This window comes from Rhodoferax antarcticus ANT.BR (assembly GCF_001938565.1).
In the GTDB taxonomy this organism is placed as follows: domain Bacteria; phylum Pseudomonadota; class Gammaproteobacteria; order Burkholderiales; family Burkholderiaceae_C; genus Rhodoferax; species Rhodoferax antarcticus.
Genome location: NZ_MSYM01000007.1, coordinates 309,512 through 332,335 on the forward strand (window position 1 = coordinate 309,512; position 22,824 = coordinate 332,335).

Here is a 22,824-nt window from a genome sequence, read left to right on the forward strand (position 1 = left end):
CCATTTCAGAGGCATTATCCCGCACGCGTATGGCGTGTTTCATTGGGCGAGCCCCAAGCAGTCGCGTTTTCTTGGAGACTTTCGGGAGCACGCCATACAAGACAAGTACGCGACGATGTTCAAGGCGGTAACGCACGGGCGCCCGTGATATCTTCCCCACCCTCTCTGACACCCAACTCCCAAGGACTTCCCATGCGTTTTATCGCCAACATCTTCTGGTTCATCCTGGGCGGCTTTGTCATGGGGCTGGGTTGGTGGCTTGCCGGGCTGCTCTGCGCCGTGACGATAGTGGGGTTGCCGTGGGCGAAGGCCTGCTTCGTTGTCGGCCAGTTTGCGTTTGTGCCCTTTGGCAAAAAAGCCGTGAACCGCTCGGATTTGACTGGCGTCAAAGATATCGGCACCGGTACTTTGGCCATGGTTGGAAACATCATCTGGTTCGTCTTTGCGGGTATTTGGCTCGCCATTGGGCACTTGCTCTGCGCCATGTTCTGTTTTGTGACCATCATCGGCATTCCCTTCGGCCTGCAACATCTGAAACTTGCAGGTATCGCTCTGGCACCCATTGGCCAGACGATTGTGGACAAGTGAGTTGCAGCAGTTGCGGCATGACATAGCGCAGTGCGCAGCATGGCCAGGCCTCGGCAATCAGCCGTCAAGCCTTTGCGGCTAGGCTCTAATGCCAATTTCTTCACCGTACTTGAAAGGCTTGGCCATGACTCAAACCACGACCCAAAACCGCCAGATCCAATTGGCTGCCCGACCGGTAGGCGCGCCAAAGGCTGCCGATTTCAAACTGGTCACTACGCCCGTGCCGAGCGCAGGCGCTTGTGAAGTGTTGCTGCGCACGGTGTACCTGTCGCTTGACCCCTACATGCGCGGCCGCATGAGCGATGCCGCCAGCTATGCAGCACCGGTGGCCGTGGGCACGCCCATGGTGGCGGGGACGGTCAGCCGCGTTGAGGCCTCAAACAACCCCAAATTTGCCGTGGGTGACTGGGTGCTGGCCTATGCGGGCTGGCAAGACTATGCGGTGTCCGACGGCACCGGTCTGACCAAACTGGACCCGAACATCGGACCGCTTTCCTACGCACTGGGCGTGATGGGCATGCCCGGCTTCACCGCCTACATGGGTTTACTGGATATTGGCGCACCCAAGGCCGGTGAGACGGTGGTGGTGGCTGCTGCCACGGGCGCGGTCGGCTCGGTCGTTGGGCAAATCGCCAAGATCAAGGGTTGCCGCGTGGTGGGCATTGCCGGTGGTGCGGAGAAATGCCGCTTTGCGGTGGAAGAGCTGGGCTTTGACGCCTGCATCGACCACCACAGCCCCAAGCTGCCCGCGCTGCTGGCAGCAGCTTGCCCCAAAGGCATCGACGTGTATTTTGAAAACGTCGGTGGCAAGGTGTTTGAGGCGGTGTTGCCGCTGCTCAACACCAGCGCCCGCGTGCCGGTGTGTGGGTTGATTGCCCATTACAACGCCACCACGCTGCCCGACGGCCCGGACCGCACCCCGGTGCTGATGCGCAACCTGCTGACCAAACGCATCCGCATGCAGGGATTCATCATTTTTGACGACTACGGCCACCGCTACCCTGAATTTGCCAAAGACATGGGCCAATGGCTTGCACAAGGCAAGATCAAGTTCCGCGAAGACATCGTCGACGGGCTGGAGAACGCACCGCAAGCCTTTATCGGCCTGCTCGAAGGCAAAAACTTCGGCAAACTGATCGTTCGCGTCGCCAACGATTGAACCGGGTGGGTTCAATGGCGTAGGGATGATGCATGGCGAGGCGATTTTCAAGCGGCCTGTGGGCTTGGCGATAATTGAATGCTGTGTCAGCGCTGCAGGATATTTGCAGCCTGCGTAAGAACAAAGTTAAAAAACGCTCAAATACGCTGCAAAGGCAGTTGATTTTGATTCAACCTATCTTTGTATCGACTTTCACAGGTTACAGACATTATCCGCCTCTAGCCCTTATGCAGTAAGCGCGAGCAGCACCTAAATTCATAGCAAGGTACGCCATGGCCGAGAAAACTCCGTTCGAGATTGCGCGGGAAACGCTGAAACAGCTCACGCTTCGCAAGCTGGCACCCACGCCGCTGAATTACCAGAAGATTTATAGCGAAGTTGCGCAGTTGCCGTTCGAGCCGCCGTTTCCAGCCGAGCGCCTTCGGGAGATTGCGCTGGCGCTGCCCACCAAAACGCCTGGCCAGCAAAAGCAGCGCGGCCTGCTGGAGTCCGCCATCAACCAGCTCAACTGGGGCGGCGTTAAAACCGCCCTCATGGCCTATGGCGGCTTCAGCCCGGCGGCACCCGAGTCGGGCAAAACCGGCCTGTTGCTGTCGGACACGCCCAAATTGCTGCCCTCTCCGCCCATCGAGATCGCCTTGGCGCCTGCGGTGATCACCGCGCCCGCCCTGACCGCCGACTTTTTTGGCCAGATTGCCCGCATGATCGAGTTCGCCCTGCCCGCGCTGGGCAGCGACGACGATCGCTTTTTGGAGCAGACGCAAGCGCTGCTGAAGTCCCTGCGTGACCCATCCACTGATGCGATCACCGTCAAGCAGATGCTGGCGCAGTACAGCCACCGCTTGTCGTTTGCAGCCGAAGACCAGGCCGAGATCAAGACGGTGCTGCTGAAGCTGCTGTACTTGCTGGTGGAAAACATCAGCCACCTGGGCATTGACGACAGCTGGCTCACAGGCCAGACCGAGGCGCTGATGGCTGCCTGTGTGCCACCGCTGACACTGCGCCGCCTAGACGACGTGGAGCAAAAGCTCAAAGACGTGATCTTCCAGCAGACCGAGGCCAAATCCCGCGCGGTGCAAGCGCAGGAAGAAATGCGCCAGATGCTGGCCACCTTCATCGAGCGCCTCGCCGCCATGAACGAGTCCACCAGCGGCTTTCATGAGCAATTGGAGGCCGGTGCCAGACTCATTGATCAGGCCAAAACCCTGGCCGACATTGCACCGGTGCTGAAAGACATTGTGGGTGCCACCCGCACCATGGCGCGCGACAGCCAGGTGGCGCGCGACGAGTTGCAAAGCATGAAGAAACACGCCGAAGCCACCGAGGCTGAAATCACCAAACTGCACAGGGAGCTGGACCGCGTCAGCGCCCAGGCACGCCACGACCCGCTCACCGGGGCGCTGAATCGCCAGGGTCTGGAAGAAGCCGTGAACCGTGAAGTGTCCAAGGTCAAACGCCAAGACACGCCGCTGTGCATGGCCTTGCTGGATATTGACAACTTCAAGAAGCTCAACGACACCCTGGGCCACGCCACCGGCGATATCGCGCTGGCGCACCTGGCCGGCGTCACGCGCGAGGTGATGCGCCCGCAGGACACGCTGGCGCGTTATGGCGGCGAAGAATTTGTCATCCTGCTGCCCGACACGCCGCTGGACAAAGGCATTGAGGCCATGACCCGGCTGCAGCGCGAGCTGACCAAGCGCTTTTTCATGGCCGGTACCGAAAAGGTGCTGATCACTTTTAGTGCGGGTGTGGCGCAACTGGGCCCTGATGAAACCGGGCCGCAGGCCATCAAACGGGCCGATCAGGCCATGTACCTGGCCAAGCGTGCGGGTAAAAACCGCGTGCTGGGTGCCTGATTCAGCTGATATTTAAAGGAGTCTGACATGGCCATGATGATTTTTTTGGCGGGATTGCTGCTGTTTCTGGGCGTGCACTCGGTGCGCATCGTGGCGGACGACTGGCGTGACACGCAGCGGCGCAAGCTAGGGGTGAACACCTGGCGCGGCATCTACTCAGTGCTGTCACTGATCGGCTTGGTACTGTTGGTCTGGGGCTGGGGCATGGTGCGTGAAGCGCCTACTTGGGTGTGGATACCGCCGCTGGGCATGCGCCACGCTGCATCGCTGTTGAACCTGCTGGCGTTCATTTTGCTGGTGGCGGCTTATGTGCCGGGCAACGCCATTAGGGCGCGGGTGCATCACCCGATGGTGGCTGGCGTCAAGCTCTGGGCGATAGCGCATTTGATGGCCAACGGCAACCTGGCGCACATCATCCTGTTTGGCAGCTTTCTGGCCTGGGCGGTGGTGGACTTCATTGCCGCCCGAAAGCGTGACCGCCAAACCGCCTCAGTGCCGGTAACCACCAGCGCGCAAGCCACGGTAATCACCGTGGTGGTGGGGGTGGTGAGCTGGGTGGTGTTTGCCTTTTGGTTGCACGGCTGGCTGTTCGGTGTCAAGCCGTTTGGCTGATAGGCCGATGGACTGACGGGTGGGGTGGCCACGCCGCCTTACTTGATGCCCATGAAATACTGGATAAGGTACTTTGCCAGAAACCCGACAAAACCAAACGCCAGCCCCAGAAACAGCACAAACGTACCAAATTTGCCGGCCTTGGACTCCCAGGCCAGTTGGCCGATGATGAACAGCATGAAGAGAATGCCCGCACCGATGCCAAAGGTCATGCCAAATTCGCTGATCTGCGCCTCGGTAAAACCCCACATCAGCCTGGCTCCCGTTCAGGCAGTGCCGACGCATCAATCAGGTCACGGTAGGCGTGCCAGCTGGCGTGGCCCAGCAGTGGCACCAACACGATCAGCCCAACCAGCGCGCTAGCAAAACCCAACAAAGTGAGTCCCATGATCAATGCGCCCCAGAACGCCATCGGTAGCGGATTGGCCACAACGACCTGCCAGCTGCTCAACACGGCCTGTTTGACGCTGATGTCACGATCCAGCAGCAGTGGCACGGTGATCACCGTCGAGGCAAAGATGGGCGCAACCAGCATGCCACCAAGCGCCAGCCACAGCTCGAACAGATAGCCCTGAGGGGCCAACACCACATGCTCGATGAACGCCATCGGCGTGGTGATAGGCGTCGACGCCATCAGCGTGATCAGCGAGGCCGACGTCAGCACCCAAACCGTGCCTGCCACGGCTAACAGCAGGCCAAACTTCACCAGACGCCAATGCCCGGCATCCCAGGCGACAACGCGCCCGTTTTGCCAATTCAGCCAAGTGCGCAGAATCAGCGCAAAGCGCACCAGTTCGCCTCGCGCGATGGCCCGGCTGATGGCATAAAGACTGGTCGCCAGAATGGGCGCGACCAGCAAAAACCCTGAGAAGGCGCCAACCAGAAACCAGAACCGCTGCCCTGCAAGACCCAAAAGGATGGCGCCCATCAAGGCCATAACTACCCCGTGCATCAGACTGAGCCAACCCCCGCGCCATAAGTCCTTCCAGCCGAGCCCAAGCCAGCGCAGTGGCTGGCTAAGCGCAACGGTGCGCACCCCGGCAAACGCAGCGTGCTGCGCAGGCAGAACCTTTGACGGGACATTGGGCATGGCGCTTTTTGAATGGTGGTGCCGCAACGGTAGCCCCTAGGCACCGGCGACCCCTTGTGACGTTGAAAACGCCGCCATGTTGCCACAAGATTTCTGGAATGCCCGGCTTAGCGTCACGCCAAGCCTGCTCTTCATGCCAACCCAGGGTTGCAGCATCCGGTCAATTTGGGCTAACCGGAGCTGTTGGAAAAAGCGATTCAATACCTGGGGGCCATCGGCTGCATTGGGGCGTTGCCAGGGCCGCGCTTGCCACTGCGACCCGGGCCTTGCATGGCTTGTATATCAAACACTTTTTGCTGCTCGGGCGTGAGTGCCGTGTACAACGCTTTGGTGGCATCAAAGTGTTTGTCCATCGCAGCGTTCATGTCAGTCATGCGTTGGCTGCGCAGGGATTTGATCTGGTCAATGCGCTCAGGGGTCGTCAGCTTGGCCATCTCAGAAGGGTCAGGCCACTGGGCCATCATGGCGGCACCAGGTCTCGCCGAATCGATGAACAGAGTCCAAGCCGCTTCCTGCTCAGGGGTGATCTTCAGCAGGGTCTTTATTGCCGCGTGACGCTGGTCCATCATGGCTTGCATGCGTGTAGGGTCCATCTTGCTCATGCGGTCATTGCGCATGCCATAGGTCAGCGTGCTGTTACCGGGGCCCATCATTGGGTCACAGTCGTTCCACTGACCGCCACGCTGACCAGAGTAGGCAACGCTGGTAGCAACCAGCAGTCCGGTGATGAGAGAGAGTTTGAGAGTTGATTTCATGATGACTTCCTTTGCGTAGAGCCGCTGACCTGAAAATGGCATCGGCGTGAGAAGAAGTATCAACGCCGCATGTATCGCGACTATGACGCCTGTTCGTAACAATGTAAAGATGCATGAAGGGTTTGCACTTGGATTGGTGGGATGATCGGCGCCTTGTCAAATCTGACAGCGACCAACAAAAAGGCTCCCCGTGTTCAAGAACATCATTTTTTACCGTGTCGACCCCAGCTGGACCACGTCGGCCGAGCAAGTTCAAGAGCGCCTGAAAGCTGGGCGCTTTGTCGAGTGCGGCGCCAGCCAGGAAAAATCCTTTGGCTGGATCGAGCCCCGCGGCCAGGCCAGCGGCCCCTTACTCGAAGTGGTGGCCGGGCAATGGATTATCAAGCTGATGGTGGAAACCCGCGCGCTGCCCGCCTCGGTAGTGAACCGCAAGGCGCAAGAGCGCTTGGCACAGATCGAGGCCACCACGGGCCGCAAACCCGGCAAGAAAGAAACTCGTGACATCAAAGACGATATGCGCCTGGAACTGCTGCCAATGGCGTTTACCAAGCAGTCCAGTTCGCTGGTGTGGTTGGACCGTGACGCTAAGGTGCTGGTGGTGGACGCCGCCAGCCAGGCGCGCGCTGATGAGGTGGTGGCGCTTCTGGTGCAGGCCCTGCCCGGTTTTGCTGCCACGCTGATCAATACCCAGGTGTCGCCAGTGGCCGCCATGGCCGAGTGGCTACTGAGCCTGGAAGCCCCAGCGGGTTTCAGTGTGGACCGCGAATGCGAGCTGAAAGCCGCTGACGAAACCAAAGCCGTGGTGCGCTACGCCCGCCACCGCCTGGATACCGAAGAAGTGCAGCAGCACATCAAAGAAGGCAAGATGCCAACCCGCCTGGCGCTGACCTGGAACGAGCGGGTGTCGTTCATGCTGACCGAAGGGCTGCAATTAAAGAAGCTGGCGTTTCTGGACGGCGTGTTTGAAGCCAGCAGCGCCAGCAAACACAAGGACGACGACTTTGACGCCGATGTGGCGATCTCCACCGGCGAGTTGCAAAAGATGCTGCCCGATGTGCTGGAGGCACTGGGTGGTGAAATGCCGGTGGCTGGCGGCACAGGCGGTTGATCTAACAAATTGGCCTCATATGGTGGCACCCGACCAACAGCAGTCTTCCATGCATTTGCAAGATAGCGGTCGTCGAAGTCCCTGGTCAAGCAAATTCACCCATTTGATTTGCGAAACGTACCAAGGTCACAACTCTGAGCTGCGACGTGAATGTCGCCCAGCGGTGATTGGCAGCGCTTCGTTTTGGGGTTGGTCACGTCCCTCTGCACCCCTTCGCAGACTCTGCCCAGTTCTCAACCTGCAATCCTGGATAGTCTCTGAAGTCGGCCCCGTTGTTGGTGACGAGCGTGAGACCAACGCTTACGGCGTGCGCAGCAACCAATCGGTCCATGGCGTCGCGGCTGCGTTCGCGTAGCGCAGCTCTGAGCACGCCGTAACTTTCGGCTGCAGCCTTATCCAGGGACAACACGGGGATACGGCTCGTCAGGGCTTGAAGCACACGCTCATCTTGCGCCCGGTTGCTGGTTTGCATTTCCAGACCAGCGCGCAGTTCAGCATAGGTCACCATAGACATCACCGTGCTGCCTTGCGCTAATGCCTCCAGGCGGCGCAGTACCTGCGGGGGCTGGCACTTGATCAGGTAAATGCAAATGTTGGTGTCGAGCATGTAGCGCATGAATCACCCTTTTTGTTGTGCTTGGTCGCCTCCAGTCCAGTCGCGCTCACGCTCATCGTGAAACTCACGACCTTGCGCCATGAAGCTCGAACTGAAACTGGCAAAGATATCGCCCAGGCCGGACAAGGTGCCGATCGCGACCGGGCGCACCACCAGAGTGTTGCCAACACGCTCAACCTCAACGTCCTGCGCGTCATCTACAAAGCCCAACTCTTTGGGGATGCGCATTGCAAGCGAATTGCCGCTTTTGAAAACTCTGGTCAACATGGCAAACCTCCTGAAAACTGCAGTATATACAGGATATACATAAAACACGGACTCAGCACTGTCAGATTTGGCTGTACCCAACGAGTTCAGTTTTGCCTGACACATATTTTATGTCAGGCTGGGGTGGTTTATTGAGTTTCCTGACATAATGCCAGCAAGGTTCAGAACCTAACCTGACACTTCGGAGATCTCTATGGCTGTCGGTCAACAAGTCGGATACATTCGCGCCAGCAGCGCGGGTCAGAATAACCAACGTCAGCTCGAAGGGGTTGCGCTCGACAGGGTGTTTGACGACAAGGTCAGCGGCAAAGACACAAAACGACCTGGTTTGGAGGCCTGTCTGGGGCACCTGCGAGCTGATGATGTGCTTCATGTGCACGCCATGGATAGGCTGGCCAGAAGCCTCGACGACCTGCGCAAGTTGGTCCTGGAGCTGACGGCCAGGGGAGTGGTCGTGAAGTTCCATAAAGAGGGTCTGCGCTTCACCGGCGAAGACAGCCCGATGTCAAACCTAATGTTGTCGATGCTGGGCGCGGTTGCGGAGTTCGAGCGCTCGCTTATTCGTGAGCGGCAATCTGAGGGGATAGCACTGGCCAAGGTGGCTGGGGCCTACAAGGGTCGCAAGCCGTCCTTAGCACAGGAACAGGTGGCAGAAATTAAGTCGCGGGCAGCGGCCGGCGAGTCAAAAGCGGCGCTGGCCAGGGACTTTGGTGTGAGTCGCGAGACCGTGTACCAGTACCTGAAGTCCGCCACCGTTTAACGTTAGCGGCTCACTTTAAAACTTATACCGCGAAGAATAACTCCCCATAAGTGGGCCTTGAATGCTGCAGGCCTTCTAGAAAATGACATTGGCACGAAATGCTATATCTTTAACCGTCATGCGAATGCTGTGACAGCCGGCACTTCCGCCAGAGTCATCTGATGCACGGATTTGCTCATTCGAGTGCACTTTTTGCGCTTCGTAAGCATAGAGCGTGCTTCTGGGCATTTGCCCGAACTGTGGAGGCGAACTCATTGTTGGACGAAGCCGCTACGCGGAGTAACTCCCAGCCGCCGCCCCACGATCTATTCTGCAGCCCCACGCTCTGCATACCGAGACGTGACTTTGCAACCCATCGTGAGGGACTTCCAGCATGGACATGCTGTTCATTGAACGCATGAATATTGATGGGTGCGGGCAGCGGTCCAAATAATGGGGCATCCGTGGTGTGCTCTGAAAATTCCGCGGACGCCCCTAAACACCGGCTGCTGCGCGGCGTTGCCGATACCGTGCACAACGCCACTTCCGAAACGCCATAACACCTGCGTCAGCGCATGCCTGATCCCGCAAACCACTGACAGCGTGTCAGGCAACTTCTGACACAAGATCGGTCTATTCGCCGACTTTAGCTTTTGAAGCGGCAGGGATACAGTTCAATTCAACGATTTGCAATTCGCAAAGCGTGTTTGACAGAAGCAGGAGCACACCATGACCACCACCGCTACCGAAGCACTGAACCCGTTCAGCTTGATGATGGAGCCTGAGCTTGTGCTGCAGGCCATGGCGCATTCCCAGCAACTGCGGTCCTTGCGCCGCCACAAACTGCGCCCGCTGGACAAACCGCTGATTCCCTACACCTCAGCCGCACTGGCCAGCCGCGCCGCCTATGACGCGATGATTGACGCACAAGACGTTGACGCCCAGGACGACTACCTGTTGAACTGAGCCCCTCACTGGCGGGCCACCTGCGCCAGCCAAGCCGCCAAAAAAGCGCTGCTCCCGCGCCACAGCAGCCGCCCTGGCACCCAGCCAGACCACATTCGGCTTGACTTCAATACTATGATGTTTATAGCTACTAGCGCTTATTCAATAAGGGCTAGAATGGTTTTTTACATATAAGATTTGAGGTCGACATCATGGGTTACTCAGCCGCTCCTACCCGCTACGACAGCATGGCCTACCGCAGTTGCGGCGCCAGCGGCCTGAAACTGCCTGCCATCACCCTGGGCCTGTGGCACAACTTTGGCGATGCCACGCCGTTTCAGACGCAGCGCGACATGCTGCGCACCGCGTTTGATGCCGGCATCACACATTTCGATCTGGCCAACAACTACGGCCCGCCCTACGGCAGCGCCGAAACCAACTTTGGTGAACACCTGCGCCGTGACTTCAAACCGTATCGCGATGAGCTGGTCATCTCCAGCAAGGCCGGCTACGACATGTGGCCCGGCCCCTACGGCCAGGGCGGCGGCTCGCGCAAATATGTGCTGGCCAGCCTGGATCAGAGCTTGAAGCGCATGGGGCTGGACTATGTCGATATTTTTTACAGCCACCGCTTTGACCCGCACACGCCGCTGGAAGAAACTTGTGGCGCCCTCGCCACGGCCGTGCAGCAGGGCAAGGCGCTGTACGTGGGTGTCAGCAGTTATTCAGCCGCCAAAACCCGCGAAGCCCACGCTATTCTGCAAAGCATGGGTGTGCGAGCGCTGATTCATCAACCGTCTTACAGCCTGCTAAATCGCTGGGTTGAGGAAGACTTGCTGGATGCTCTGGGCGAACTCGGCATGGGCTGTATTGCCTTCAGTGCGCTGGCGCAAGGTTTGCTGAGCGACAAATACCTGAACGGCGTGCCCGCCGACGCCCGCATCAACCAGCCCGGCGGCGGCTCGTTCAAGCCGGATTTCCTAAACGAGAAAAACCTGCAACATGTGCGCGCGCTGAGCGACATGGCGCTGGCCCGCGGCCAGAGCCTAGCGCAGATGGCCACCGCCTGGGTGCTGCGCGACGCACGGGTGACCTCGGCCTTGATTGGCGCCAGCAAGCCAGAGCAGATCACCGAGCTGCTGGGCGCACTGAAAAACCTGACGTTCTCACCCGAAGAGTTGGCGCGCATTGACCAACAAGCGGTGGACGGCGGCATCAACCTGTGGCAACGCTCCTCGGCATCAAGCTGATGCGCCAGCAGCGCCACGTCGTGGGAAAGATGGCGGGCGTGCCCGCAATGGATCACCGGGCAGCCTGGCAAACCCTGCGCGCATGACAAGGTCTGGCCGCGCCAGCCTGCTAGCCCTTGGTGCTATCGGGCTGTGGAGCAGTCTGGCCACGCTGGGTGTGGCGCTGGGCCATGTGCCGCCGTTTTAGCTGACTGGCTTGTCGCTACTGATTGGCAGCCTGATTGCGTTGCCAATGTCGGGCTTCAACCTCTCACGCTGGAAAGTGCCTTTATCGACGCTCGCCCTGGGTATTTACGGCCTCTTCAGTTATCACTTTTTACTTTTCCTGGCGCTACGCCATGCGCCACCCGTGCAGGCCAATCTGGTGAATTACCTGTGGCCGCTGCTGATGGTGGTGCTCTCGCCAGTCCTGCTGCCAGGCATGACACTGCGCCCGGTGCATGTTTTTGCCACGCTGCTGGGCTTTGCCGGGGCGGCGGCGGTGATTCTGGGTGGTTCCTCTGTGGGCAGCGGCTCTGAGGGCAGCACGGCGGTCTGGGCCTGGGGCTACCTGCCCGCATTGGCGGCGGCTTTCATCTGGGCCAGTTACTCGCTGCTGACCAAGCGGGTGGCCGCGTTTCCGACAGCAGCCATCGGCAGCTTCGCTTTGGCTTCAGGCGTTTTGTCGCTGCTGTGCCATGCGCTGATGGAGCCTGCCGTGTCTTTGAGCCTGCGCGACTGGTCGCTGGTAACCGTGATCGGGCTGGGGCCCATGGGCGCGGCGTTTTTTCTGTGGGACAAGGCTTTGAAGCTGGGTGACACGCGGCACATTGGCATCTTGAGCTACCTGACGCCGCTGCTGTCCACCGCCGTGCTGATCGCGGTGAGCGACAAGCCCCTGACCTGGAACGTTGGCCTGGCCACGGCAATGATCATCGCTGCAGCCTGGCTGGGCACCCGGGCACGGTAAGCCCCGGGGCACTTCCCGGCAAGTCAAAATTTCGCCTCGACAAAGCCCGCGAACTGGTACTGGTTTTTTCCAGCCAGCTTGGCCTGGTACATCGCCAGGTCGGCTTGGCGCAGCAATTGCTCCGGGTTCAACGCTTTGGCCTGCGGGAAAAACGTCACCCCAACGCTGGCTGACACCTGCAACAACGATGTGCCAAACATGACCGGCTGGTTGGCAGCCGCAAGCAGGCGCTGCAGCAGCGGGTCGCAGTCGCTCTCATGCGCCAGATCCACAATCACTGCGGCAAATTCATCACCGCCCAGGCGCGAGAGCGTGTCTGAGTCGCGCAGCGCCTGACGCATGCGCTGTGCCAGGGTAATCAGCAGGTGGTCGCCCGCCTCATGACCATAGGTGTCATTGATGGCCTTGAAGCCGTCCAGATCAACAAACGCCACACCAATCTTTTGTTTGCGCCGGATCGCCTGCGCCATGGCGTGCCGCAGCCGGTCAGCATGCAAAGCCCGGTTGGGCAGCCCTGTGAGCGCGTCAAAGTGGGCCAACTGGTCAAGCCGCTTTTCATGCACTTTGCGCTCGGTGATGTCTGAAAACAGCGCGACATACTGCATCACCTGGCCAAACTGGTCGTGCACAGCGCTGATATGCAGCAGCTGCGCGTAGACCTCACCGTCTTTGCGGCGGCTCCACAACTCGCCTGACCAACTGCCTTGCTGCACCAGGCTTTGCCACAACTCCTGGTAAAACAGCGGCGAATTGCGGTCCGAGTTCAGCATGCTGGGCGTGTGGCCCTGCACTTCCTCGCGGCTGTAGCCGGTGATGCGGCTGAAGGCGGCGTTGACATCCATGATGCAACCATCAGGCTGGGTGATCATGATGCCTTCGAGCGCGTGGCTGAACACGCTGGCGGCCACGCGCGACTGCTCCTGAGCGTGCTTGCGCTGCGAAATATCGCGGATGGATACATGGATGGCTGGCTGACCGCCATACACCAAGGCCGTGCCCTGCACCTCCACGTCAAATTCACTGCCGTCCAGGCGCACAAAGCGCGACTCCACCAGGGGCTCAATGGGTTGACCCGCTTCGATGGCTCCCCGGCGCGACAACTGCTGCCCCAAGTAGGTCGGCGCAATGCGGTCTTGTGCGGAGGTACCCAGCAAATCGGTATCCGATCGCGCGCCAAACAAGCGCAGCGCCGCCGGGTTGGCATACAAAATGCTGCCATTGCGGTGCACCAGAACCGCTTCGGGGGTGTGCTCGGCCAGCGCCCGAAAACTGGCTTCGTTGGCCTGCAATTGCTCTGTCACCTGGTGGCGATCCACCGCCAGACCGGCCAAGCGGGCCAACTGCGCCAGCAGGTCCAGACCAACCGGGTCAGGTTGGGTGGGCAAAGCTGCGTAGACCAACAGCACCCCCAGCATCTTGCCATCGGCATTGGCAAAGGGCTGGGCTGCGCAGTGCAGGGCAGTCGCAACACAAGGCATTTGTCCGGCCTGCACCGGCTGACCCTCCACCGCGCCAATGACAGCGCTGCTCAGGCCAGCCGCTGCGGCCACTCGCCAGACTAACCCGCCTGCACCAGGAGTCACCAGCGCCATCAGACACGCCTGCTCGGGTTGCAAAACCCGCAAGCCGTCGACCAGCACCCGCAGCAAGTGTGACAACTCAGCCCTATGCGCCAGCAGCTCCAGCGTGCGGCTGCGCAACTGCTCAAACTGCGACAGCTGCCAGCACGCGGTCACGTTGCGGGCAATGCCCAAAACACCGTTGGGTGTGCCGTCCGGATCGCGCAAGGCCACCTTGGTGATTTCCAGCAACGCGCGCCCATTGCCGCCGACCGCGCTGGCCCATAACTCTTTGACCACCGGCTGGGTGGCGCGCAGGCTGGCCAGATCACTCTCACGGTAGCGTTGTGCATCTTCGGGGTTGTAGAGGTCGTCGTCCAACTTGCCGCATAACCGGGCTTCTGGCAAGCCCATAAAGACCTCAAAAGCCGGGTTGCAGGCCCGGTAGCGCCCCTGGGGGTCTTTGAGCCAGACCATCTGCGCCACGTTTTGAAATAGGCTCTGAAAACGCTGACGCGATGCCACCAGCGCCGACGGGCGCCCCGCCAGGCCCATGCCCTCGTTACCAAGGTTTGCCAGCAGCTGGGTAAAAAGATCAATCAACACATGCGCCAATGCGAATCCAGTGCAGCACGCCGGGGGGCACTAGCAACGCACGCGTAAAAAAAAGCCAACAGGAGGATTCTCACCAGCATTACGCCTTGATTATTGTTGATCAGTCGACAAAGTTGGCGCAATTTACGCTGAAATCAGCGTCTTGCCTATCCCCCAAATGGGGGATACGCTGTCCGCCAGACCGTGCCGGGGCCTCTGGTTAAACTACTGTGCACACTTGCAGGAGTTGGAAAATGAAGATATTGTTAGCCGTTGACGGGAGCACCTATACCAAAAAGATGCTGGCTTATATGGCGGCGCACGAGTTGTTCTCGGCAACGAATGAATACACCGCCGTCACGGCCCAGATGGCGTTGCCCTCACAAGCACGCACTGCACTGGGCAGGGAACTGGTCCACAAGTATTACGAAGACGAAGGTCAGCGGGTGATGGCACCAGTCACCAAATACCTGTTGCGCCATGGCATTACTGCTAAATGCCTCTGGAAAACTGGCAAACCTGGTGAATTCATCTCCAAAACGGCCACAGAAGGCAACTTTGACTTGGTGGTGATGGGATCCCACGGCCACGGCGCGTTTATGAACCTGGTGATGGGCTCGGTGGCTACCGAGGTGCTGGCAGGCTGCAAGGTGCCGGTTCTGATCGTCCGCTAAACCACTTAGCGCTAAACGCTAAACCGCTACTTATTAAGTAGCTACTTGCGCTTTATCTGTAAGGGCTAGCGGGCGTTTAAGCCCTCAAAACAGGTGGTCAACACCATCTCCATAATTTGCTCGTCGGGGAACAGCCCACCCATCTGCAAAAACTCCACCACCGAGTCGCAGGCGCGCGCATAGAAGGTGTACAGGATGGCAATGGCAGGCAAAGTCGGGCTGAGCTCGTTGCGCGCTTGCGCCGCCTCGATCCAGCCGCCGAGCTGATCGCTGATCTCCATCAAACCGTCCATGTAATCCGGATTACCCATCAGGGTGGCGCGCAAGCTCGAATTCTGGCTGGGCAGGGTGGGCATATCGCCGGCGAGTTTGACCTGCAACACCCAGCGCACCACAGCGCGCAGGTTCTCCACCGGGGCGGCATCAGCGGGCAGTTCGCTGATGAAATCCTGCGCGCGGCGCATCACTCGCACCATGGCAGCGGCGGCCAGGTCTTCTTTGCTGGGAAAGTGTTTGTACAGGCTGGCTTTGGCAATGCCCACCTGGGCGGCCACTTCGTCCACCGTCATGGCGTCGAAACCTTTTTCAGCCAGCAAGCGGTTTACTGCGTGAACAATGGCGTCTTCGCGGACCTGCAGCATACGTTGCTTGAAAGAGGCTTTGGGGGTAGTAATAGCATTCATGGCCTTATTCTAGCCCAAGGCTTTACTTTATGGCCAGTCTGACTGTTTTACTACCAACTGGTTTAGATTCATGCAGCGGCGGCAGGAGAGCCGTATTCATTGCGCTCTTGAGCGCGTGTGTCAGTGCGTCCAGCACCGCTGAGTTGAGATTCCAACAGTGCCAACACAACGCCAGCACAAAGCGAGGCCTAGGCAGCAGATCAACCAGCCGGCCACCATGCAGGCTCATGCACCTTGAGTTCGGGCCGCACACGCACACCCCAGGCTGCCAACACGCACGCCAGCCGTACGGCTCTAGACAGAGTACAAAAAAAAGACCTTTTACCCGCTTTTGGCGCTTTAGCAGGCCATGCCATACTGCAAAATAATGAGCAGAACCGGAGACTTCATGACACTGCAATACCAACTCAAACACGGCAACTACCATTTGTACGACCTGAGCACCCCCGCCAGCCGGATCACCGGCGAGCATCGGTTGCGGCTCAAATCAGACACCATTGCCATCGCGTTTGATGCCAGCACTGGCGCGCTGCGTGAACATGGCAGCCCGATGCGCATCCATTCCTGGGCCGCCAATGCCCGTCGACGGCTACGGGCCTCGGGCGCGCTGGCCAAAGCCAATGACATCGTGGTGGTGTCTGGCCCGCTGCCGGTGGATGAAATCAACAAGTGCCTGAAGATCAACGGCTACTGCCGTGACATGTTCACCCGGCTGTCCAGCCTGCCGCACGGCAAACGGGTCACGTGCCCAGCGCAGCAGTGAACCCTATTAAATAAGTAGCTTCTACCGCTTATAGAATAAGGGCTAGAGGCCAAAAACACGCCTAAATCATGGCCTCAGTTTGTTGCACTCCCGGTCGGTGCATTCATGGCATGTGCCTGGCGCAGGCAGGCCTGTAGCGCCAGCGTCACCCGCGCGGGCTGCGGCGAGGCCCGCAAAATGCCAAAAAAGCTGCACTGATAACCAAACACCTGCGAACGCAGCGCCCGCATGCGAGCGCGCTGCACAAAGTCTGCGGCGTAGTGGTCCGGCAAAAAACCCAAAAAGCGCCCGGACAGGATCAACGTGGCAATTGACTCCTGGTCGTAACCGGTGGCCTGGCGGCTCAGGCGCACTTGCTGGGTGAGCTCCATATTCGGCGAGTGGTAACCCAGCCCGGCAAACGGGTACGGGTCCAAGGCGCGCCAGTCGGCGGGCTCCTGTGCCGCGCTGGCTACAAACAGCGGGTGTGCCTGGCCGCAGTACAAAAACATCTTTTCAGTAAACAGCTCGTCATAGGCCAGCGCGGTCGAGGCGCGGTGGCCGGGGATGATGCCCATCTGAAACTGCCCGTCCAGCACGCCGCGCTCGATCACGTTCAGCGGCGCCACATGCAGGTGCAGGCTCACGCCTGGCGCCTGCGCAGCAAACAGCGCAATCGCCTCGCCAATGTGCGCTTGCGGATTGCTGGCGGTCTTGTCAAACACCGCCAGGTGCAGCTCACCGCCCATGCGCTGGTGGATTTCATCCACCCGGCTGCGAAACGCGTCCACCCCGGCCAGCAGCTGCAGCGTCTCGGCGTAAATCTGCTCGCCCTCGGGCGTGAGGGCAAAACCGGCGCGGCCACGCCGGCACAAGCTCAGGCCCAAGCGGGTTTCCAGGTCCTTGATATGGCGACTCACCGTGCTGGTGCCAATGTTGAGCTCTAGCTCGGCGGCTGTCATGCCGCCACAGTCGGCCACGGTTTTAAACACCCGCAGCAAGCGGATGTCCATGTCACTCAACTGACCCAGCGCAGCACGGGTGTTTACTTGCATTGAGCAGCAACCAAATAGTGATAGTTAAGCAATCATAAGAGTGATCAGACCTTGACAATCGTCAATCTTGTTTTCCACCGAGGGCCTACCCATGAACCTGACCGATGCCAAAATTCTCGCCCAGCCCCGCCTTGACGCTGCCTGGCTGGAGCCGCACTGGATGCCTTACACGGCAAACCGCAATTTCAAGGCCAACCCGCGCATGATGGTCAGCGCCGAAGGCTGCTACTACACCGATAGCGACGGCCGCAAGATTTTCGACGGCTTGTCGGGCCTCTGGTGCTGCGGCCTAGGCCATGGCCGGGCCGAGATCACCGAGGCGGCCCGCCACCAACTGGCCACGCTGGACTATTCCCCCGCCTTCCAGTACGGCCACCCGCTGTCGTTTGCGCTGGCCAATAAACTCAAAGAACTCACTCCTGCTGGGCTGGACTACACCTTTTACACCGGCTCGGGCTCCGAGTCGGCCGACACCTCGCTGAAGATGGCGCGGGCCTATTGGCGTGCCAAGGGCCAGGCCAGCAAAACGCTGTTGATTGGCCGCGAAAAAGGCTACCACGGCGTGAACTTTGGTGGCATTTCGGTCGGCGGCATTGTGGGCAACCGCAAAACCTTCGGCCAGGGCATCCAGGCCGACCACCTGCCGCACACCCAGCCGCCTGCCGGCTCGTTTTACCGTGGCTGCCCTGACACTGGCGTGGCCCTGGCCGACGACCTGCTGCGCCTGATCAACCTGCATGATGCGAGCAACATCGCCGCCGTCATTGTCGAACCCATGTCGGGCTCAGCCGGTGTGGTGGTACCGCCAAAAGGCTACCTGCAGCGCCTGCGCGAGATCTGCACCGCCCACAACATCTTGCTGATTTTTGACGAAGTGATCACCGGCTTTGGCCGCCTGGGCAGCTACACCGGCGCCGAGTATTTTGGCGTGACGCCTGACATCCTGAACGCCGCCAAGCAGATCACCAACGGCGCCCAGCCGCTGGGCGTGGTGATGACCACGACAGACATTTACGACACCTTCATGGCGCAAGGCGGCCCGGAGTACATGCTGGAGTTTGCCCACGGCTACACCTACTCGGCCCACCCGGTGCCGTGCGCGGTGGGCTTGGCCACGCTGGACATTCTGGTGCGCGAGAACATGATTGACCGCGTCAAGGCGCTGGCGCCCTATTTTGAGAACGCGGTGCACAGCCTCAAAGGCGCCAAACATGTGACCGACATCCGCAACCTGGGTCTGGCCGCAGGCTTCAGCATCGACGCCTTGCCCGGTGAGCCCGCCAAACGCCCTTATGAGGTGGCGATGGCGATGCTTGAAAAAGGTTTTTATGTGCGCTACGGCGGCGACACCATCCAGCTCGCCCCACCCTTCATCAGCACCCCCGAACAAATTGACAGCCTGGTCAACGCGTTGGGCGACTGCCTGAACGCGACCGCCTGAGCACCCCGATTACTCTTTTTTTAATAGCTGCTTGCGCTTGTTATACAGGGGCTAGCGGCGTTTTTTACGTATAAAACCATGTCCCAGCTTCCCACCATTGGCCATTTGATCGACGGCAAAACCGTTCACAGCGGCACCCGCAGCCAGCCAATCTATAACCCCGCTACCGGCCAGATTGAGAAAACCCTGCTGCTGGCCGACGCCGCCACGCTGGAGCAAGCCATTGCCAGCGCTCAGGCCGCCTTCCCCGCCTGGCGCAACACGCCGCCACTCAAGCGCGCCCGCGTCATGAGCAACCTGAAAGTCTTGCTGGAGCAACACGCCGACGAACTCTGCGCGCTCATCACCGCCGAGCACGGCAAAGTGCTGTCAGACGCCTTGGGCGAACTGCAGCGCGGCATTGAAAACGTCGAATACGCCTCTTACGCGCCCGAACTGCTCAAAGGTGAGCACAGCAAAAACGTAGGGCCGTCCATCGACTCATGGTCCGAATTTCAGCCGCTGGGCGTGACCGCCGGCATCACCCCGTTCAACTTCCCGGCCATGGTGCCGCTGTGGATGTGGCCGATGGCGGTGGCCTGCGGCAACACCTTTATCTTAAAGCCATCGGAGCGCGACCCCAGCAGCACCCTGCGCATTGCCGAGCTGGCGCTGCAGGCGGGTCTGCCACCCGGTGTGCTCAACGTGGTCAATGGCGACAAAGAAGCGGTGGATGCCCTGCTGCATGACCCGCGCGTCAAGGCGGTGAGCTTTGTCGGCTCCACACCCATTGCCGAGTACATCTATTCTGAGGGCTGCAAGCACGGCAAGCGGGTGCAAGCCCTGGGCGGCGCCAAAAACCACGCGGTGGTGATGCCCGATGCCGACATCGCCAATGCGGTCAACGCGCTGATGGGTGCGGCCTACGGTTCCTGCGGCGAACGCTGCATGGCCATTCCGCTGGTGGTGGCGGTGGGCGACGCCACAGCAGACGCGGTGATTGCCGGCCTGAAAGTCGAGATTGCCAAGATGAAAGTCGGCCCCGGAACCGCGCCGGGCGTGGACATGGGCCCACTGGTAACCAAGCCGCACTTTGAGAAGGTCAAAGCCTATGTTGACCAAGGCGTGAAAGAAGGCGCCACGCTGGTGGTGGACGGCCGCAGGCTGAAAGTGCCCGAACATGAAGACGGCTACTACCTCGGCCCGTGCCTGTTTGACAACGTCAAACCCGGCATGGTCACCTACCAGGAAGAGATTTTTGGCCCGGTGCTGGGCGTGGTGCGCGTCAAAACGCTGCAAGAGGCGATGGACATGATCGACGCCCACGAATACGGCAACGGCACCTGCATCTTCACCCGCGACGGGGAAGCCGCCAGATACTTCACCGACCACATTCAGGTCGGCATGGTCGGCGTGAACGTGCCGCTGCCCGTGCCAGTGGCCTACCACTCGTTTGGCGGCTGGAAACGCAGCCTGTTTGGCGACCTGCATGCCTACGGCCCGGATGCGATGCGCTTCTACACCAAGCGCAAAACCATCACCCAGCGCTGGCCCAGCGCCGGTGTGCGAGAAGGTGCGGTATTTAGCTTTCCGAGCAGCCGGTAGGGCGGACACAGCCCGACTGTCCAGCAACACTGCCGCCGAGCCGTTGCACGCAGGTGCCAGCCCAGGCCAGTTCCGATGGGCTGGCGCGTCTGGTGTGGGTTAATTGCTTGGTGATGTTTGATGTGCTAGCATCAAACATCACCCTAAAGGACCGATCATGCGCACAACCCTGGACATTGCCGACGACATCTTGTTTGCCGCCAAAGAATTGGCGCAGCGTGAGAAAAAATCGCTCGGCCAGGTGATCAGCGAACTGGCCAGGCGCGCATTTGCCGCCCCTGCCGGGTCAAATCCCGTTAACCCGAATGCGCCACTGCAGGCCGCCGAAGGCTTGGCCACCTATGGCATTCGTCCTTTGCCCAAGCGCGGCGGCGTGGTCAGCAACGAACAAATTGACCGACTGCGTGATGCTGAGGGCATCTGATGCGCGCGCTGCTCGATATCAACGTGCTGATTGCCCTGCACGACCAGGACCATGTGCACCACACGCGGGCGGCCGACTGGCTTGACGCGCACAGTGCGCAGGGCTGGGCCAGCAGCCCGCTGACGCAAAACGGCTGTTTGCGCATCATGAGCCAAAGCGCTTACAGCAACCCTCAGCCCTTGTCAGTGCTGGTTCAGATGCTGCAAAATTCGACAGCCACGGCCTGGCATGCGCTGTGGAGCGATGACCTCAGCCTTCTCGATGCAAGCGCATTTGTTCATGCACGCATCCACAGCCCCAAACAGCTAACCGATGTGTATTTGCTGGGCCTGGCAGTCAAGCATCAAGGCTGCCTGGTCAGCTTCGACCAGCGCATCCCGTTGAGCGCCGTTCACGGGGCCAAACCAGACCACTTTGTGGTTTTGTGAGCCTCTGAACTGCAAGTTCACAGCTGGCACCAGCTCGCGCAATTGAACGCAAACCTGGTTGCTCGGGCAATGGTTGCCGAGATTAGACTTTTCAAAGTGCTTAAGTAAATAGTTACAGCCTCACAGCATGGCAATTAGTGTGGTTAAGCTTGCGCTACGCGGTAATAATTTACGCCATGAGCCACTCCGATTCTCACCGCTGTGGTTCCCACCACAATAGCCAGACATGACCGAACCCAATACCGAGCAACCCGCGGTCCGGGGGCCGGTAGCGCTACTGACCGGGGTTGAGAAAACCTACACCATGGATTCGGTCAGCGTGCCGGTCATCAAAGGGGTGGACATTCTGGTGCGCCCCGCCTGTTTCACCGTGCTGCTAGGGCCGTCTGGCAGCGGCAAGACCACCCTGCTCAACATGTTTGGCTGCATTGACAAGCCTGACAAAGGCGAAGTCATCGTGGCCGACTGCAAGGTAGCCGCGCTCTCTGACGACGAGTTGTCGGACTTTCGGGCCAAAAACATCGGTTTCATCTTTCAAAACTTCAACCTGCTGCCGGTGTTGAGCGCTTACGAAAACGTGGAATACCCGCTGCTGTTGGCGGGCAAATCGGCCAAGGCCCGCGGCGAGCGGGTGCCCCGACTGCTGGAGGCCGTAGGCCTAGCCGACCTCGCCAAGAATCTGCCGGGGCAGCTCTCTGGCGGGCAGCGCCAGCGCGTGGCCATTGCACGCGCCCTGGCGCGCAAGCCCAAACTGGTGATTGCCGACGAGCCCACCGCCAATCTGGACAGCGTCACCGGCGCCAGCATCTTGGCGCTGATGCGCCACATGGTGAACCGCTTCGAGATTTCGTTCATCTTCTCGTCGCACGACCGCGAAGTGATCAAGGCGGCCGACGACACCATTTTTCTCAAGGATGGTCTTGTCCAGAACATCAAGCGCAAGCCGCTTCGGAGCACACCATGAAGACCCTGACATCCCTTTTGCTACCGCTGTTTTTCTTCGCGGCCAGCGCGGCGTCTGCGGCGCCCACTGCCAACAGCATCCTGGGCGCCAGCGACGCCATACGCAACCCGGGCGGCGCTTTCAGCGTCACAGTGACTCTGACCGAGTTTCAGGCGGGCAAACAGGTTGATGCCAGCACCTTGACCAGTTATTCCAGAACACAGTCCAACGGGCAATTTGCCAGCTTGGTGCAGTTTGTCTTGCCTGCGCGTGACGCGGGCAAGCTGATGCTCAAGAACGGCAACGACATGTGGTTTTACGACCCGCTGTCCAAAGCCAGTGTGCGCTTGTCGCCGCAGCAACGCCTGCTGGGCCAGGCCTCCAATGGCGACGTGGCCACCGTCAACCTGGCCAAAGACTACACCGCCGTTCTCTCTGGCGAAGAAGAGGTACAAAACGGCGAGCGCCAGTTGCGCAAGGCGCATAAACTGGCGCTGACGGCTGCCAACCCGGATGTGACGTATGCCAGCATCGAGATGTGGGTTGATGCCGAAAACAATCGCCCCATTAAGGCGCGCTTTTTTGCGGATTCCTCGCGCCTGCTCAAAACCGCCTATTACCGCCGCTACCAGCCCCAACTGGGTGCAGAGCGGCCCACCGAGACGGTGATCATCGACGGGCTGGATCCCAAATCGGTCACCATCATGCGTTTTTCTGACTACGCTGCGCGGTCGATTCCTGACACCTGGATGCAGCGCGA

General features: G+C 59.8%; 24 protein-coding genes and 2 pseudogenes. 18 read left to right on the top strand and 8 right to left on the bottom strand.

Going from position 1 to position 22,824, the window contains the following annotated elements:
* Positions 1-192 precede the first annotated feature (192 nt).
* The 4 genes from BLL52_RS04830 (at position 193) to BLL52_RS04845 (ending at position 4,218) form a co-directional block, all read left to right on the top strand.
* Positions 193-588 (top strand): YccF domain-containing protein, encoded by a 396-nt coding sequence (locus BLL52_RS04830; protein WP_075585545.1) that lies wholly within the window; start codon positions 193-195, stop codon positions 586-588.
* Positions 589-712: 124 nt separating this feature from the next.
* The gene (locus tag BLL52_RS04835; RefSeq protein ID WP_075585615.1) at positions 713-1,747 is read left to right on the top strand and encodes an NADP-dependent oxidoreductase; all 1,035 of its coding nucleotides are present in this window, start codon (positions 713-715) and stop codon (positions 1,745-1,747) included.
* A gap of 272 nt (positions 1,748-2,019) precedes the next feature.
* Positions 2,020-3,606, top strand: coding sequence for a GGDEF domain-containing protein (locus tag BLL52_RS04840; RefSeq protein WP_075585546.1), 1,587 nt, complete (start codon positions 2,020-2,022; stop codon positions 3,604-3,606).
* 27 nt (positions 3,607-3,633) lie between these two features.
* Entirely contained in the window at positions 3,634-4,218 is a 585-nt protein-coding gene (locus tag BLL52_RS04845) for an NnrU family protein (protein WP_320060574.1), read from the top strand.
* Positions 4,219-4,256: 38 nt separating this feature from the next.
* On the opposite strand, the gene BLL52_RS04850 is transcribed toward BLL52_RS04845, so the two are convergent.
* From BLL52_RS04850 to BLL52_RS04860, 3 genes are all read right to left on the bottom strand, one after another.
* Complete coding sequence (locus tag BLL52_RS04850; RefSeq protein WP_198930591.1) at positions 4,257-4,469, bottom strand: DUF2788 domain-containing protein; 213 nt, start codon at positions 4,467-4,469, stop codon at positions 4,257-4,259.
* A complete protein-coding gene (locus tag BLL52_RS04855) occupies positions 4,469-5,308 on the bottom strand; it encodes a DUF2189 domain-containing protein (RefSeq protein ID WP_075585548.1) in 840 nt (279 codons plus the stop codon). Before BLL52_RS04855 ends, BLL52_RS04850 begins: the two co-directional genes overlap by 1 nt.
* A gap of 197 nt (positions 5,309-5,505) precedes the next feature.
* Positions 5,506-6,063, bottom strand: coding sequence for a Spy/CpxP family protein refolding chaperone (locus BLL52_RS04860; RefSeq protein ID WP_075585549.1), 558 nt, complete (start codon positions 6,061-6,063; stop codon positions 5,506-5,508).
* Positions 6,064-6,253: 190 nt separating this feature from the next.
* Here BLL52_RS04860 and BLL52_RS04865 point away from each other — a divergent pair, with 190 nt between their 5' ends.
* The gene (locus tag BLL52_RS04865) at positions 6,254-7,171 is read left to right on the top strand and encodes a recombination-associated protein RdgC (RefSeq protein WP_075585550.1); all 918 of its coding nucleotides are present in this window, start codon (positions 6,254-6,256) and stop codon (positions 7,169-7,171) included.
* A 193-nt stretch (positions 7,172-7,364) separates the two neighbouring features.
* Here BLL52_RS04865 and BLL52_RS04870 read toward each other — a convergent pair whose 3' ends face one another.
* Together BLL52_RS04870 and BLL52_RS04875 are read right to left on the bottom strand one after the other, a co-directional pair.
* Positions 7,365-7,787, bottom strand: coding sequence for a type II toxin-antitoxin system VapC family toxin (locus tag BLL52_RS04870; RefSeq protein WP_075585551.1), 423 nt, complete (start codon positions 7,785-7,787; stop codon positions 7,365-7,367).
* Positions 7,788-7,790: 3 nt separating this feature from the next.
* Entirely contained in the window at positions 7,791-8,054 is a 264-nt protein-coding gene (locus tag BLL52_RS04875; protein WP_075585552.1) for an antitoxin, read from the bottom strand.
* Positions 8,055-8,247: 193 nt separating this feature from the next.
* Between BLL52_RS04875 and BLL52_RS04880 the strand changes: the two genes are divergently transcribed.
* The 5 genes and pseudogenes from BLL52_RS04880 to BLL52_RS04900 all read left to right on the top strand — a co-directional run bounded on the left by BLL52_RS04880 (position 8,248) and on the right by BLL52_RS04900 (position 11,937).
* Positions 8,248-8,814 carry a recombinase family protein gene (locus BLL52_RS04880; protein ID WP_075585553.1) on the top strand — a complete coding sequence of 189 codons (567 nt, stop codon included), beginning with the start codon at positions 8,248-8,250 and terminating at the stop codon, positions 8,812-8,814.
* A 113-nt stretch (positions 8,815-8,927) separates the two neighbouring features.
* Positions 8,928-9,091: pseudogene (locus tag BLL52_RS21955) on the top strand (DUF1272 domain-containing protein); the annotation flags it as partial.
* Between the two features lie 431 nt (positions 9,092-9,522).
* Positions 9,523-9,759: a hypothetical protein gene (locus BLL52_RS04890; protein WP_075585554.1), complete on the top strand. Its 237-nt coding sequence runs from the start codon at positions 9,523-9,525 to the stop codon at positions 9,757-9,759.
* A gap of 191 nt (positions 9,760-9,950) precedes the next feature.
* Positions 9,951-10,988, top strand: a complete 1,038-nt coding sequence (mgrA, locus tag BLL52_RS04895) for an L-glyceraldehyde 3-phosphate reductase (protein WP_075585555.1) — start codon at positions 9,951-9,953, stop codon at positions 10,986-10,988.
* A gap of 82 nt (positions 10,989-11,070) precedes the next feature.
* Positions 11,071-11,937 (top strand): annotated as a pseudogene (locus BLL52_RS04900) (DMT family transporter).
* A gap of 23 nt (positions 11,938-11,960) precedes the next feature.
* On the opposite strand, the gene BLL52_RS04905 reads toward BLL52_RS04900, so the two are convergent.
* On the bottom strand, positions 11,961-14,099 hold the full coding sequence (locus BLL52_RS04905; protein ID WP_139313298.1) for a PAS domain S-box protein: 2,139 nt from the start codon (positions 14,097-14,099) through the stop codon (positions 11,961-11,963).
* Between the two features lie 245 nt (positions 14,100-14,344).
* Here BLL52_RS04905 and BLL52_RS04910 point away from each other — a divergent pair, with 245 nt between their 5' ends.
* The gene (locus BLL52_RS04910) at positions 14,345-14,764 is read left to right on the top strand and encodes a universal stress protein (RefSeq protein ID WP_075585557.1); all 420 of its coding nucleotides are present in this window, start codon (positions 14,345-14,347) and stop codon (positions 14,762-14,764) included.
* Positions 14,765-14,829: 65 nt separating this feature from the next.
* Here the strand turns inward: BLL52_RS04910 and BLL52_RS04915 are convergent, their stop codons facing one another.
* Positions 14,830-15,447, bottom strand: a complete 618-nt coding sequence (locus BLL52_RS04915; RefSeq protein WP_075585558.1) for a TetR/AcrR family transcriptional regulator — start codon at positions 15,445-15,447, stop codon at positions 14,830-14,832.
* Positions 15,448-15,835: 388 nt separating this feature from the next.
* On the opposite strand from BLL52_RS04915, the gene BLL52_RS04920 reads away from it, so the two are divergent.
* Positions 15,836-16,210: a hypothetical protein gene (locus BLL52_RS04920; RefSeq protein WP_075585617.1), complete on the top strand. Its 375-nt coding sequence runs from the start codon at positions 15,836-15,838 to the stop codon at positions 16,208-16,210.
* 74 nt (positions 16,211-16,284) lie between these two features.
* On the opposite strand, the gene BLL52_RS04925 is transcribed toward BLL52_RS04920, so the two are convergent.
* Positions 16,285-17,244: a LysR family transcriptional regulator gene (locus tag BLL52_RS04925; protein ID WP_075585559.1), complete on the bottom strand. Its 960-nt coding sequence runs from the start codon at positions 17,242-17,244 to the stop codon at positions 16,285-16,287.
* A gap of 91 nt (positions 17,245-17,335) precedes the next feature.
* Here BLL52_RS04925 and aptA point away from each other — a divergent pair, with 91 nt between their 5' ends.
* From aptA to BLL52_RS04955, 6 genes are all read left to right on the top strand, one after another.
* Positions 17,336-18,685, top strand: a complete 1,350-nt coding sequence (gene aptA / locus BLL52_RS04930) for an omega-aminotransferase AptA (RefSeq protein WP_075585560.1) — start codon at positions 17,336-17,338, stop codon at positions 18,683-18,685.
* A gap of 78 nt (positions 18,686-18,763) precedes the next feature.
* Entirely contained in the window at positions 18,764-20,269 is a 1,506-nt protein-coding gene (locus BLL52_RS04935; protein ID WP_075585561.1) for a CoA-acylating methylmalonate-semialdehyde dehydrogenase, read from the top strand.
* Positions 20,270-20,426: 157 nt separating this feature from the next.
* Positions 20,427-20,693 carry a hypothetical protein gene (locus tag BLL52_RS04940; RefSeq protein WP_075585562.1) on the top strand — a complete coding sequence of 89 codons (267 nt, stop codon included), beginning with the start codon at positions 20,427-20,429 and terminating at the stop codon, positions 20,691-20,693.
* Positions 20,693-21,121 carry a TA system VapC family ribonuclease toxin gene (locus BLL52_RS04945; RefSeq protein ID WP_075585563.1) on the top strand — a complete coding sequence of 143 codons (429 nt, stop codon included), beginning with the start codon at positions 20,693-20,695 and terminating at the stop codon, positions 21,119-21,121. Before BLL52_RS04940 ends, BLL52_RS04945 begins: the two co-directional genes overlap by 1 nt.
* Positions 21,122-21,347: 226 nt before the next feature.
* Positions 21,348-22,085 (top strand): ABC transporter ATP-binding protein, encoded by a 738-nt coding sequence (locus BLL52_RS04950; RefSeq protein ID WP_075585564.1) that lies wholly within the window; start codon positions 21,348-21,350, stop codon positions 22,083-22,085.
* A partial coding sequence (locus BLL52_RS04955; protein ID WP_075585565.1) for an outer membrane lipoprotein-sorting protein occupies positions 22,082-22,824 on the top strand: 743 nt, incomplete at its 3' end. The genes BLL52_RS04950 and BLL52_RS04955, both read left to right, overlap by 4 nt.